The sequence below is a fragment of the Flintibacter sp. HCN-6482 genome (assembly GCF_037892565.1).
Lineage (GTDB): Bacteria > Bacillota > Clostridia > Oscillospirales > Oscillospiraceae > Lawsonibacter > Lawsonibacter aceti.
Genome location: NZ_JBBKBK010000002.1, coordinates 25,423 through 37,941 on the forward strand (window position 1 = coordinate 25,423; position 12,519 = coordinate 37,941).

At 59.2% G+C, this 12,519-nt stretch carries 11 protein-coding genes; 8 read left to right on the forward strand and 3 right to left on the reverse strand.

The genetic code is table 11. From position 1 onward, the window contains the following. Positions 1 to 132: 132 nt before the first annotated feature. Both WKS99_RS05125 and WKS99_RS05130 read left to right on the forward strand, forming a co-directional pair. Positions 133 to 714 (forward strand): RNA polymerase sigma factor, encoded by a 582-nt coding sequence (locus WKS99_RS05125; RefSeq protein ID WP_340405449.1) that lies wholly within the window; start codon positions 133 to 135, stop codon positions 712 to 714. Continuing rightward, positions 711 to 2,390: a PepSY domain-containing protein gene (locus WKS99_RS05130; protein WP_340405450.1), complete on the forward strand. Its 1,680-nt coding sequence runs from the start codon at positions 711 to 713 to the stop codon at positions 2,388 to 2,390. Before WKS99_RS05125 ends, WKS99_RS05130 begins: the two co-directional genes overlap by 4 nt. Before the next feature lie 48 nt (positions 2,391 to 2,438). Here the strand turns inward: WKS99_RS05130 and WKS99_RS05135 are convergent, their stop codons facing one another. Beyond that, positions 2,439 to 3,839 carry an MATE family efflux transporter gene (locus WKS99_RS05135; protein ID WP_186851905.1) on the reverse strand — a complete coding sequence of 467 codons (1,401 nt, stop codon included), beginning with the start codon at positions 3,837 to 3,839 and terminating at the stop codon, positions 2,439 to 2,441. 257 nt (positions 3,840 to 4,096) lie between these two features. On the opposite strand from WKS99_RS05135, the gene WKS99_RS05140 reads away from it, so the two are divergent. Both WKS99_RS05140 and WKS99_RS05145 read left to right on the forward strand, forming a co-directional pair. Beyond that, on the forward strand, positions 4,097 to 4,609 hold the full coding sequence (locus tag WKS99_RS05140) for an RNA polymerase sigma factor (RefSeq protein WP_147571612.1): 513 nt from the start codon (positions 4,097 to 4,099) through the stop codon (positions 4,607 to 4,609). Then, the gene (locus WKS99_RS05145) at positions 4,587 to 5,576 is read left to right on the forward strand and encodes an anti-sigma factor (protein WP_340405451.1); all 990 of its coding nucleotides are present in this window, start codon (positions 4,587 to 4,589) and stop codon (positions 5,574 to 5,576) included. Before WKS99_RS05140 ends, WKS99_RS05145 begins: the two co-directional genes overlap by 23 nt. Positions 5,577 to 5,675: 99 nt before the next feature. On the opposite strand, the gene WKS99_RS05150 is transcribed toward WKS99_RS05145, so the two are convergent. Continuing rightward, positions 5,676 to 6,944 (reverse strand): competence/damage-inducible protein A, encoded by a 1,269-nt coding sequence (locus WKS99_RS05150; RefSeq protein ID WP_186851907.1) that lies wholly within the window; start codon positions 6,942 to 6,944, stop codon positions 5,676 to 5,678. A 51-nt stretch (positions 6,945 to 6,995) separates the two neighbouring features. Continuing rightward, positions 6,996 to 7,613 (reverse strand): MBL fold metallo-hydrolase, encoded by a 618-nt coding sequence (locus tag WKS99_RS05155; protein ID WP_262669705.1) that lies wholly within the window; start codon positions 7,611 to 7,613, stop codon positions 6,996 to 6,998. Positions 7,614 to 8,021: 408 nt separating this feature from the next. Here WKS99_RS05155 and WKS99_RS05160 point away from each other — a divergent pair, with 408 nt between their 5' ends. The 4 genes from WKS99_RS05160 to gpmI all read left to right on the forward strand — a co-directional run bounded on the left by WKS99_RS05160 (position 8,022) and on the right by gpmI (position 12,462). Then, positions 8,022 to 8,525 (forward strand): tRNA (cytidine(34)-2'-O)-methyltransferase, encoded by a 504-nt coding sequence (locus WKS99_RS05160; RefSeq protein ID WP_147571604.1) that lies wholly within the window; start codon positions 8,022 to 8,024, stop codon positions 8,523 to 8,525. A 29-nt stretch (positions 8,526 to 8,554) separates the two neighbouring features. Further along, positions 8,555 to 9,826: a phosphoglycerate kinase gene (locus WKS99_RS05165; RefSeq protein WP_340405452.1), complete on the forward strand. Its 1,272-nt coding sequence runs from the start codon at positions 8,555 to 8,557 to the stop codon at positions 9,824 to 9,826. A 221-nt stretch (positions 9,827 to 10,047) separates the two neighbouring features. Then, positions 10,048 to 10,821 (forward strand): triose-phosphate isomerase, encoded by a 774-nt coding sequence (tpiA, locus tag WKS99_RS05170; RefSeq protein WP_147571600.1) that lies wholly within the window; start codon positions 10,048 to 10,050, stop codon positions 10,819 to 10,821. A gap of 126 nt (positions 10,822 to 10,947) precedes the next feature. Further along, positions 10,948 to 12,462: a 2,3-bisphosphoglycerate-independent phosphoglycerate mutase gene (gpmI, locus tag WKS99_RS05175; protein WP_147571598.1), complete on the forward strand. Its 1,515-nt coding sequence runs from the start codon at positions 10,948 to 10,950 to the stop codon at positions 12,460 to 12,462. Positions 12,463 to 12,519: the final 57 nt, after the last annotated feature.

Sequence of the window (12,519 nt, forward strand, 5' to 3'; positions counted from 1 at the left end):
GCCGAAGCGGCTCTTGTTTTTTTTAGAAAAAAGGTTTAAACTCAAACGCTAGGTAGGTGTCAAAAAAACTTTTTCCACCGCGCAATAAAACGAGCGGCTTGTGCATTACTTGAATGACAGGAGAAATGGCCCATGCTGATGCTGCTTATGGCACAGACAACGGAAGGAACGGGCAAAGAGGACCGGGAGGCGCTGGACAGGCTGCTGATCGAGATAGCCGCCGGCAGCCAGGAGGCTCTGGCAGAGCTGTACCACCGTACCCGTACGGCGGTATATGGTATCACTTTGTCCTATGTGAAGAACGCCCATGACGCCCAGGATCTCACCCAGGACGCCTTTGTTCGGATCTGGGAGAAGGCGCCCCAATACCGCCCCCAGGGCTCGCCCATGGCGTGGATCCTGGCGGTGGCCCGGAACCTGGCGCTGATGGCTTTGCGGCAGAGAGAACGTCAGGCGGATCTGAGCGAGGAGGAGTGGGACGCCATTCCGGCCGAGGGTCCGGCCCTCTCCCCGGAGGAGCGGGAGCTGCTCCAGACGGCCCTGGCGGCGCTGGAGGAGCAGGAGCGGCGGATCGTGGTGCTCCACGCCGTCACTGGGCTGAAGCACCGGGAGATCGCGCAGCTGTTGGAGCTGCCTCTGGCCACGGTCCTGTCCAAATATCACAGAGCGCTGAAAAAGCTGAAAGTACGGCTGGAAGGAGATGACGCCCGATGACAGATAAGGAACTGGAACGCCGGCTGGAGCTGGTCCTGTCCGCTGCCGCCCCCGATGATCTGGAAGGGGTGCTCTCCCGCTGTGAGGCGCGGAAAGGAACCGTGATCCCTATGACGAAGAAACGTCCAAGCAGGACCATACGCAATCTGATGGCTGCCTGTCTGGCCCTGGCGCTGGTTGGCGGCGGAGGCGGCGCGTTTTATTATCAGGCAAACGCTGTGGCCTCTGTTGTTTCTCTGGATGTGAATCCAAGTATTGAGTTGAAGGTAAATAAAAGGGAGAAAGTCCTCTCCTGCACCCCCCTGAATGAGGAGGCCCGTACAGTCCTGTCCAGTATGGGGGGTGGGGCAGACCTGAAGGGGACAAAGCTGGACGTGGCGGTGAACGCCATCGTCGGTGCCCTGGTGAGCAACGGCTATCTGGACAGCATCTCCTCCGCCATCATGATCTCTGTGGAGGATAAGGACCAGGCACGGGCGGTCAAGCTCCAGCAGGAGCTGACAGGTGCCGTGGACGCGGTCCTCCAGGCCCAGGCATCCAATGCGTCTATCCTTAGCCAGACAGTGGACGCCAGTGTGGAGCTGGACCAGCAGGCGAAGGCAAATAACATCTCCACCGGAAAGGCCAGCCTGGTCAACCAGGTGATCGCGCTGAACAGCGATCTAAAGTTTGAAGAGCTGGCCAAGCTCTCTGTGGAGGAGCTGAAGGACCTGGCCAAGATCGGCGCCCCCGCGATGCCGATTGGAAAAGAGGCGGCGTTCATCGCTGCGGAGGAATATGCGGGCACGATGGCGGTGAGCTCTGTGGTGGCCGATGTAGATCCTGAGTTGGACGACCGCGTACCCCACTATGAGGTGGAGCTTAAGACAGCCAGGGGAGAGTTTGAGTACCATATCGACGCTTGGACAGGAGAAGTTCTGAGCGGACAGAAGGATATTCTGGCCAGCGGGCAGAGCGGCGGTGCCGGGACGAAACCCAGCAGCGGCTCCAGTGATATTGGCCAGGAGAAGGCCAAGGAGGCGGCGCTGAAACATGCCGGCGTGTCTGAGAGCCAGGTCAGCGGGCTGCGGGTCCAGCAGGACTGGGATGATGGCCGGCTGGAATACGAAGTGGAGTTCTGGGTGGATACCACCGAGTACGACTATACTATCGCCGCCGCCGACGGCTCTGTACTGAAGCAGGAGCGGGAGACCCACCGGGCGCCGAATTACAGCGGTTCCGGCACTGGTGGCTCTGGCACCCAAGATGTGGGCGCGGAAGCGGCCAAGTCCGCCGCGCTGAAACACGCCGGTGTCAGCGAGTCCCAGGCCACCGATGTAAAGGTGAAGCAGGACTGGGACGATGGGCGGCTGGAATACGAGGTGGAGTTCTGGGTAGGCAGCACCGAATATGACTATACCATCGACGCTGTCGATGGCTCCGTGGTCGCCTATGATACGGAGAAGCACGCCAGTGCCTCCAGTACGGATATCGGCGCGGAAGCGGCTAAGTCTGCCGCCTTGGGGCACGCCGGCCTGTCCGAGAGCCAGGTCGCCGGCTTGCGGTCCGAGCGGGACTATGACAACGGCCGGCTGGAATATGAGGTGGAGTTCCGGTCCGGCGGCATGGAGTATGAGTACACCATCGACGGAGCCTCCGGAGCGATCCTGGAATACGAAAAGGACTGGGACGACTAAAAAAGAAAAGGCCCCGGCGCTCGTTGAGCGCCGGGGCCTTTTGGCGGTCTAGGGACGGGACGGCATGGAGGCGGAGTCGTCTACCAGACGGTTGCCGCCCAAACCTACCCGGTGGTAGTAGACCAGGGTAACCACACTGCACATCAGCCAGCCAGCCGGATAACTCATGGCGATAGGAAGGACGGTGTTGGAGATGAAGTTCGCTGTGACGTACAGATAGATCTGACGGAACACTACAAAGGAAAAGAGCATGATGTACATAGGGACCTGACTCTTGCCCGCCCCCCGAAGGGCGCCGGCATAGATCTGATTGACACAACACAGCACATAGCAGGGACCCAGGGCCCGCAGGAAGAGGGTGCCGTAAGAGACCACTTCCGGCTTATCGTTGAAAAAGGCCACCAGAGCGGGCGCGGCGCAGAACGTCACAACAGAGAGGGCTACGGTGATGCCCAAAGAGAGACAAAAGGCGGTCCGGGTGCCCTCCTTGGCCCGGTCCAGTTGGCCGGTGCCCAGATTCTGGCCCACAAAGGTGGTGGCGGCCAGGGCCAGGGACTGCATGGGCAGGAACATGATCTGATCGATCTTCGTATAAGCGGTCCAGCCGGACATGCAGTCAGCCTGGAAGAAGTTGATATAGGACTGAACGAATACGTTGGAAAAGGCGGTTATGGCCATCTGCAGGGCAGCGGGGATGCCGACGCGGGCAATCTGCTTCAAAATGAAGGGGGTAGCCCGCAGGGCCCGCCAGTCCAGCTTGACGCAGGAGCTGGTGCGGACCAGGAGCAGCAGAGTGAGCAGGGCGGAAACGCCCTGGGAGATAATGGTGGCGTAGGCCACGCCCTCTACTCCCATATGGAACACAATGACCAGCAGTAGGTCCAGGCCGATGTTAAGCACGGCCGCCGCCACCAGAAAATAGAATGGGCGCTTGGAATCACCCACCGCCCGGAGGATGCCCGCTCCCATATTGTAGAGCATCAGGCCCATCACCCCTGAGAAATAGATGGTGAGGTAGGCCGTGGCCTCTGGAAAGACATCCGCGGGCGTTTTCATCAGCCCCAGGAGGAAGGGGGTGAGCAGGATGCCGGCAGCCGTCATGATTACGCCCAGCACCAGAGTCATGACAAGGGAGGTGTGGACGGCCTGCTTGACCCGCTCCATCTGTTTGGCGCCGTAATATTGGGAGATGACCACGCCAGCCCCGCTGGCAAGGCCCATAAAGGAGCCGATGAGCATATTGACGATGGGGGTGACGGTACCCACGGCGGAGAAGGCCTCATTACTGACGAAGTTGCCCACTACCCATGTGTCTACGGTGTTGTAAAATTGCTGAAAGATGTTGCCCGCCAGAAGGGGGAGGGCGAACATGACTAAATGGTGGGCCACATTTCCCTGCGTCATGTCCACATCGCCCCTCCGCTTGGGACGGGTCCCGAGCCGATGCATTTTACTGTCACATCCTTCCAGACTGGTTTGGGGAATAGAAGGCCGCACAGAGGGAGGCTCTGTACGACCTTGTAAAAAGCAGTTGCGTTTTTTATTGTTATATTTTAGATTATAGCAATAGACATGGCAAAAGGCAAGATGGAATCGACCTTTTGCGCAAATAGATGGAAAAATAAGTATTTTTTATAGACGGGTAAAATGTTGTAACGAAAGGGCCTGACAAGGAACTAACGGTCAGAGAGAGGGAGGTGAAGGCCATGGCACACAGGGGGGAGGACCTGTACGAGCAGCACGCCCGGCAGGTGTTCCGATATCTGTTCTCCATCACCGGGGAGCAGGATACCGCGGAGGAACTGACCCAAGAGACCTTCTATCAGGCGCTGAAGAACCTGGATGCCTTTCGGGGGGACAGCACGCCCCAGGTCTGGCTGTGCGCCATCGCCAAGCGCCTGTGGTACAAGGAACTGGAGCGCCGGAAGAGGACGGCTCCGCTGGAGGAGGAGCGGCTGTCTACCCTGGCTGCCTCTGACGATCCAGTGGAGGAGACAGAGCGGAGGGAGGACCGTATGGCACTGTACCGGGCCATGCAGCGGCTGGACGGGGATACACGGGAGGTGATCCACCTTCGGCTGGCCGGCGATTTCTCCTTCCGTGAGATCGGGGACATTTTGGGAAAGAGCGAGGTGTGGGCCAGGGTGCGCTTTTACCGGGGTAAGGAGGAACTGGCCAAACTGATGGGAGGTGGATATGGTGGAAAACGGTCGCAATAATTTGGACTGCTGTGTGGTGCGGGACCTGCTGCCCGCCTATTTGGAGGGACTGACGGAGGAGGAAACTTCCGCTCAGGTGCGGGCGCACCTGGAGGGCTGTGAGAATTGCAGGGAGCTGGAGAAGGATATGCGGGCGCAGGTGCCGCTGGAGAAAGCGCCAAAGGGGACGCTGAAGTTCCTGAAACGGGTGAAGCGGACCCGGCTGCTGGCTGCCGCGCTGTCAGTGGTGGTGGCCCTGTGGTGTATGTGGTGGCTCTATGACCAGGAGTTCCACTATCCCAATACCGAGGCCGGCCGGCTGGCCGCTGTGGAGGATTATGTATCCCGTCCATCAGACAGCCGGGACACAAAGGGAGTCCAGGAGGGAACGCCGATCCATGTGGGCGGCTGGCAGGAAATAGAAGGACAACTGGCAATTTTTTTCAAGGCGGACAACGCTAATAATGTAAATGGGATCGTACTGCTCAAGCGGGGGATATTTGGCAAATACCGCCCGGTCAGCGCCTCCTATTCCCCCTCCCCTTACACCGCCGGAGTATATTGCGGTAGATTGGGGACGGACCGGACACAGTTTATGATTGCCGGGTATGGGTGCCGGGAGATATTGTCCGCCCAGCTGGAATTCTGGGGCGGAAGCTGGGACGGGATCCAGCGGTGGACCACCACCCGGACCTATGACCTGGAGGAGCCTGACTTCCTGTGGCTTTATGACCAGGAAGAATTGATCCGGGACTTGGGCTGGGAATTCGGGGATGGTCAGGATCAGGTGTTTTGGCTGGATGTCCGGGAAATACGCCTTCTGGACAGGGAAGGAAATGACATTACCGGCCGGTACCGGGACGGATCGGTGACAGAAAGCTGGGGCGGCGGTATCGGTACAGCAGAGCAGTTTTTGCTCTATGTGTATATGGGGATCATAGCCCTGCTGGGGCTGACCATGGTCTGGTATTTCCTGCGGAAGGATTAAAGAAAACGGGGCCTCTGTCATAGACAGAGGCCCCGTCCCAATTTGTCGAAAAAGTGGCATAGCCACTTTTTCGACAGTCCATTGTTGTCCCGTTTTCTGTCAGACCGCTCCGTCCTCATAGGGCAGGCCGGTGAGATACCGCCGGGCCAGATCGAAGGCGTGATGGGCGGTCTGGGTACGCAGCCGGGCCCGGACCGGGCGGCTGCCCAGCTTCAAGGGACGCACATGGGTGCCGTCCGGGGTGGCGATGGCCACGAACATGGTGCCCACCTCGTTGTCCCAATCGTCCTTGTCCGGCCCGGCAACTCCGGTGGTGGCAAGAGCGATGTCACACCCAAGGGCCTTCCGGGCCCCCTCTGCCATGGCCAGCGCCACCTCGGGGGACACGGCCCCAAACTGGTCCAACAGGTGCTGGGGCACATGGAGCATCCCTGCCTTCACCTGGTTGGTGTAGGACACGATGCCACCCAGAAAGACTTGGGAGGCTCCAGCCACATCGGTCAGCCGCTTGGCCATCAGCCCGCCGGTGCAGCTCTCGGCCACGCCGATGGTCATTCCCTTCTCCCGCAGCAGCCCCTCGACCACCTCCTCCAAAGAGGACACATCCACCCCGTAGACCTTAGAGCCGAAGAGGGCCTTCACCTGTTCCACCGTAGGCTTCAGCAGGGCCTGTGCCTCGGCGTCGGTGGGGGCCTTGGCGGTGACCCGGAGCTCGCACTCCCCCTCCTTGGCGTAGGGGGCCAGGGTGGGGTTGGACATCGCGTTCATCTGATCCCGGAGCTGGGCCTCCATCGCTGACTCACCGATGCCAAACAGCTTCAGCGTGTGGGAGGCGATGACGCCCTCGGACAGGGATTGGAGATAGGGCTTTGCCCGGTATTGAAACATGGGGCGGCACTCGCTGGGGGGGCCAGGGAGCATGATGACATGGACCCCTTCGGCCTGAAAGGCGCAGCCGGGGGCAGTCCCCCAGTCGTTGGCCAGGACGGTGCAGCCCTCTGGCAGCATGGCCTGCTGCAGATTGTTGTCCGTCATGGGCCGTTTCGTCTTGGCAAAGTAGGAGCGGATGCGCTCCGCAGAGGGCTCGTCAAAGACGAGCTTTTTACCAAACGCCTCGGCCAGCACGTTCTTAGTCAAGTCGTCGCAGGTGGGGCCCAGCCCGCCGGTGGTGATGATGATATCCGCCCGCTTCTTAGCGATAGCCACCGCCTCCCGGGCCCGCTGAGGATTGTCGCCCACTACTGTGTGGTAGTAGACGTTAAGCCCCAGCTCGCTTAACCCTTGAGAGAGCGTCTGGGCGTCGGTGTTGGCGATGTTGCCGAGAAGCAGCTCGGTGCCTACGGAAAGGATCTCGACAGTGTGAGACATGGGAAAGACCTCCAGTCATTGGTTTATGGTACGCGGGGAATGGGAGCCGGTCTATTTTCCCGCCTGATAGGTCAGCACAGCGGTCTGGGCGGGGGTGTCACAGGTCAGCTCCAGGGTGTTGCCATCATAGCGGACCACGTGGTCACACAGGGCCAGAAAATCCTCCAGCCGGGCGATGACATCAAAGCCAAAGGAGTCGGAGCGGTAATGCATAGGCACCACCACACGGGGCCTCAACGCGCGGACCAGTTCATGGGCCTGCTGGGCGTCGATGGTGTAATAGCCCCCCACAGGGAGGAGTAGAGCGTCCAGCCCCATCAGCCGGTCCATCTGCTCCGGAGTGGGGAAGCAGCCCAAATCACCTAGATGGGCCACCCGCAGTCCCTGGGAGGAGAGGATGTGGATGGTGTTTTTCCCCCGCTGGCTGCCTTGGGAATCGTCGTGGAAGGCGTCCAGCCGATCCACTTGAAAAGCGGCGGTGCGGCCGGTGAGCGCTACCGTCTCCCTGGCCCCGTGGTCCCGGTGTTCATGGCTGCACAGCACCAGGTCGGCCGTCAGAGACAGGGGGCTCAGACCGGGCACAGACCCGTCCTGATAGGGGTCTAGTACCAGGGTGCCATCCTCTGATTGAATGGTGAAACAGGAATGCCCGTTCCAGATAAGCTTCATAAATGCCGCCTCCTTTTGGGGAGCAGAGCTCCCGCAAGCATAGATTTGTGGAAAATGCCCATATCTTTTAGACCTGGCACCATTATAGCACGAGTTTGAAAGAAAGGGGAATAGGAGGAGCAAAAAAGAGCCAAAATTTTTAAGTGAGCGGCGGAAAAAACTGGGTATGGGGTTGGAAGAAGAAGGATAGGAACTGTATTAAAGAGAAAAACCGGGCATTAAGATGAGAGCAAGGACGGGAAAAGAATAGTTTAATAAGAAATAAAAAAATAGGAGCCCCGCTTTTTGGGGGCAGAATGAAAAATGGCCCTGTTTTTTGATTTTTTGCAATTTTTCGACCAAATTACAGTTGAAATTCCCGATAAAATGGAATACAATGATACCCGCGAAATCAAGGGGGGTCCTGCTGTGCTGAATATCGTGCTGGTAGAACCAGAGATCCCGCAGAATACCGGGAATATCGCACGGACCTGCGCCGCTACCCGCAGCCGCCTCCATCTGATCAAGCCTCTGGGTTTTGATATCAGTGAAAAAGCCGTGCGTCGGGCCGGGCTGGATTACTGGAATATGGTGGATCTTCAGGTCTATGAGGGGTTGGACCATTTCTTTGAAGTCAATCCTGCCCCGGATTTGTGGCTGGCCACGACGAAAGCGCCACGGGACTATACCCAGGCAGTCTTTCGAGATAATTGCTGGCTGTTCTTTGGGAAGGAAACTGCGGGGCTGCCGGAGGGATTTCGCCGGCAGTACCCGGACCGGTGTATCCGCATCCCGATGCGGCCGGACGCCAGAAGCCTGAATCTGGCCAATTCAGTGGCCGTCCTCACCTATGAGGCGCTGCGGCAGCTCGACTTTCCGGGGCTGTCGGGCGAAGGCGAGATGGCGGAGAAAGGGAGATCCCAAGTTCTATAACCCTTTTGTTTTAAGAAAGGAGCCAAGAGATGAACTACAATAAAAAGACGGTGAAGGACATCGATATCAAGGGGAAAAAGGTCCTGTTGCGCTGTGATTTCAATGTGCCGATGGCGAAGGACGGAAGCGGCGTTATCACCGATGACAAGCGCATCCGGGCCGCCCTGCCCACGATCCAGTATCTGCTGGACCAGGGGGCGGCGGTGATTGCCTGCTCCCACATGGGTAAGCCGGCGGCTACCTTTGATTCCTATGTGAAGAAGCAGACTGAGAAGGGGAAAGACCCCGCCTCTCTGACCGAGGAGAAGTGGAAAAAGTCCCTGGCAGAGCTGTCTCTGAAGCCGGTGGCCGCCCGCCTGAGCGAACTGCTGGGCAGGCCGGTGCTCATGGCGGAGGACGTAGTAGGGCCCGACGCCCAGGCTAAGGCCGCCGCGCTCCAGCCTGGCCAGGTGCTGCTGCTAGAGAACACCCGCTTTGAGAAGGGGGAGACCAAGAATGACCCCGCCCTGGCTAAAGCCATGGCCTCCCTGGCAGACGTCTATGTGTCCGACGCCTTTGGCGCCGTCCACCGGGCCCACGCCTCCACCGCCGGGGTGGCCGGCTATCTGCCCGCCGTGTCCGGCTTTCTGATCCAGAAGGAGCTGGAGATCATTGGCGGCGCCCTGGCCAACCCCAAGCGGCCTCTGGTGGCTATTCTGGGCGGGTCTAAGGTGTCCTCCAAGATCGGCGTCATCAACAACCTGCTGGAGATCGCCGATACCATCATCATCGGCGGCGGCATGGCCTACACCTTCTCCGCCGCCCAGGGCGGTAAGGTGGGCGACTCCCTGCTGGAGGCCGACTGGATGGACTACTCCAAGGAGATGGTCCAGAAGGCAAAGGACAAGGGCGTTAAGCTGCTCCTCCCTGTGGACACAGTGTGCGCGGACAAATTTGCTCCAGACGCCAACACCCAGGTGGTGAAGGCCGGGGCGATCCCGGACGGCTGGCAGGGACTGGATATCGGCCCGGAAACGGTCAAGCTCTACTGTGACGCTGTAGCTGACGCGGGCACCGTCATCTGGAACGGGCCTATGGGCGTGTTTGAGTTCCCCGCTTTCGCTAAGGGAACCGAGGCGGTGGCCGAGGCCCTGTCCAAGACCAGCGCCATTACCATTATCGGTGGCGGCGACTCCGCGGCCGCAGTGCAGCAGCTGGGCTATGCCGACAAGATGACCCATATCAGCACCGGCGGCGGTGCCAGCCTGGAGTTTATGGAAGGGAAGGAACTTCCAGGAGTGGCCTGCCTGCTGGACAAGTAAGGCTTTGTCCCGTCCCACGATAGGCCAGATCTGTCATAAAAAAGGGAGGCGGAGTCCTCCAAAGCGGCTTGCCCGCAGGTGACGCTGAACAAAGAGCGAAGTCAGGAGCGTGAACGGCGGAAAACAGAGAGACACAGGAGACGCCTGTACTTTTGTTTTCCTCTCTCTGCTGCTTTGCTCTATTACAAAATATACAAAAGGAAAAGATAGGAGTAATCGCCATGAATCGTCGTTATCGTAAGACTATCATCGCCGGCAACTGGAAGATGAACAACACCCTCTCCCAGACCAAGGCATTTGCTGAGGAGATCAAGCCGATTATGCCCAAGGGCAAGTGGTGCAACGTGGTGCTCTGTGTCCCCGCCACCAACATCCAGGCGGCTGTCCGTCTGTTCAAAGACTGCCATATCGCCATCGGCGCCGAGACCTGCCATTACGAGGACCACGGTGCCTATACCGGAGAGATCACCGCCGAGATGATCAAGGAGGCCGGCGCCAAGTATGTCATCATCGGCCACTCCGAGCGCCGCCAGTATTATAACGAAACTGACTTTACTGTGAACAAGAAGGTCCACGCCGCCATCAATGCCGGCCTTACCCCCATCATCTGCGTGGGCGAGAGCCTAGAGCAGCGGGAACTGGGCGTCACCATGGAGCTGATCGCCTATCAGGTCAAGTGCGCTCTGGCCAATGTGCCCGCTGAAAAGATGCGCCATGTGGTCATCGCCTACGAGCCCCTGTGGGCCATCGGCACTGGCAAGACCGCTACCGCCGAGCAGGCCGGTGAGGTCTGCCAGGCGATCCGTGCCGTCATCCGCAAGCTGTATGGCGCCCATGTGGCCCGGTCCGTCACCATCCAGTACGGCGGCTCTATGAACGCCAAGAACGCCGCCGAGCTGCTGGCCCAGCCCGACGTGGACGGCGGCCTGATCGGTGGAGCCTCTCTGAAGCCCGCCGATTTCGTGCAGATCATCAACGCGGCGAATCAGGAGTAATCTTGCGGCCGCTGCCCATACCGGACCAGCGTGAACGTGAGTGTAAGGCGGGCGGCAAAGCCGCCCCAGAATGGGAGGCCGCCAAAGGCGGTGTGACCATGAGTACCCTGAAAAGAAAGGTTTGTTATGAAAACACCTACGACTCTTATCATTATGGATGGCTTTGGCACCGGGGCCCAGTCCGCCGGCAACGCCATAGCCAATGCCCCTACCCCTAATCTGGACCGTATTTTTGCCGAGTGCCCCGGCTGCCGTCTGTCTGCCTCCGGGCTGGATGTAGGTCTGCCTGAGGGGCAGATGGGCAACAGTGAGGTGGGACATACCAACATCGGCGCGGGCCGGGTGGTGTTCCAGGACCTGCCCCACATCAGCCGTGATATTCAGAGCGGCGAATTTTTTAAAAACACCGCCTATACAGAGGCGATGGAGAACTGCCGGGAATGGGGTTCTGCCCTGCACCTGATGGGCCTGCTGTCTGACGGCGGTGTCCACAGCCACATCACCCATCTTTTTGCCCTGCTCCAGATGGCCAGGGAGCAGGGAATTGAAAAGGTTTATGTCCACTGTTTTCTGGACGGACGGGACGTGCCTCCCACCTCCGGCAAGCACTTTGTCGAGCAGCTCCAGGCCAAGCTCCAGCAGCTGGGCGTGGGACAGATCGCCACGGTGATGGGCCGGTACTACGCCATGGACCGGGATAAGCGATGGGATCGGCTCCAGCGGGCCTATGACGCCATGGTCTGCGGGCAGGCTCCCTATGAGCCCGACCCTGCGGCTGCGGTTCAAAAGTCCTATGACGCCGGCGTCACAGATGAGTTCATGGAGCCCGTGGTTTGCGCCAAGGGGGCCCAGTTCCAGGACAATGATTCGGTGATCTTTTTCAATTTCCGCCCTGACCGGGCCAGGGAGATCACCCGCACTATGGTGGACGAGGACTTTACAGATGTCCAGCGTACGACCGGCTTTGTACCGGTCCACTTCGTCTGTACCACCGAGTATGACGCCACCATGCCCAATGTCACGGTGGCCTATCCCCGCCAGAAGCTGGAGAATATTTTTGGAGAGTATATCTCAAAGCTGGGACTGACCCAGCTGCGCATCGCGGAGACGGAGAAGTACGCCCATGTCACCTTCTTCTTCAATGGAGGTGTGGAGCAGGTATTCCCAGGGGAGGACCGGGTGCTCATCGCCTCTCCCAAGGTAGCCACCTATGACCTGAAGCCGGAGATGTCCGCCTACGAGGTGATGGAGGAGGCGGTGCGCCGAATCCTAAGCGGAGCCTATGACGTCATCATTCTCAACTTCGCCAACTGCGACATGGTGGGCCACACCGGGATTTATGAGGCCGCCTGCAAAGCGGTGACTACGGTGGATGAATGTGTGGCTAAGGTGGTGGAGGCCACCTCTAAAATGGGGGGCATTTCCCTGATCACCGCCGACCACGGAAACGCGGAGCGGATGATAGATACAGATGGTGAGCCCTTCACTGCCCACACCACTAACCCCGTGCCCTTCTATATCGTGGGTGCCAACGTGCGGCTGCGGGATGGACGGCTGGCCGATATCGCCCCCACTATGCTGGACCTCATGGGCCTGGAAAAGCCAGCAGAGATGGATGGGGAGACCCTGATTGTGACCTGATCCCGGGGAAGTTGAAGTTCCAAGCCAAAGGGGCTTTTCCAGGCCGGTTAAATTCTG

Excerpts from the sequence above, each read along its gene's own strand:
- WKS99_RS05145 (WP_340405451.1), top strand. The coding sequence starts at position 4,587 with ATGGTGGAAAACGGTCGCAATAATTTGGACTGCTGTGTGGTGCGGGAC.
- WKS99_RS05165 (WP_340405452.1), top strand. The coding sequence starts at position 8,555 with ATGAACTACAATAAAAAGACGGTGAAGGACATCGATATCAAGGGGAAA.
- tpiA (WP_147571600.1), top strand. The coding sequence starts at position 10,048 with ATGAATCGTCGTTATCGTAAGACTATCATCGCCGGCAACTGGAAGATG.
- WKS99_RS05130 (WP_340405450.1), top strand. The coding sequence starts at position 711 with ATGACAGATAAGGAACTGGAACGCCGGCTGGAGCTGGTCCTGTCCGCT.
- WKS99_RS05140 (WP_147571612.1), top strand. The coding sequence starts at position 4,097 with ATGGCACACAGGGGGGAGGACCTGTACGAGCAGCACGCCCGGCAGGTG.
- WKS99_RS05135 (WP_186851905.1), bottom strand. The coding sequence starts at position 3,839 with ATGCATCGGCTCGGGACCCGTCCCAAGCGGAGGGGCGATGTGGACATG.
- WKS99_RS05155 (WP_262669705.1), bottom strand. The coding sequence starts at position 7,613 with ATGAAGCTTATCTGGAACGGGCATTCCTGTTTCACCATTCAATCAGAG.
- WKS99_RS05125 (WP_340405449.1), top strand. The coding sequence starts at position 133 with ATGCTGATGCTGCTTATGGCACAGACAACGGAAGGAACGGGCAAAGAG.
- WKS99_RS05150 (WP_186851907.1), bottom strand. The coding sequence starts at position 6,944 with ATGTCTCACACTGTCGAGATCCTTTCCGTAGGCACCGAGCTGCTTCTC.
- gpmI (WP_147571598.1), top strand. The coding sequence starts at position 10,948 with ATGAAAACACCTACGACTCTTATCATTATGGATGGCTTTGGCACCGGG.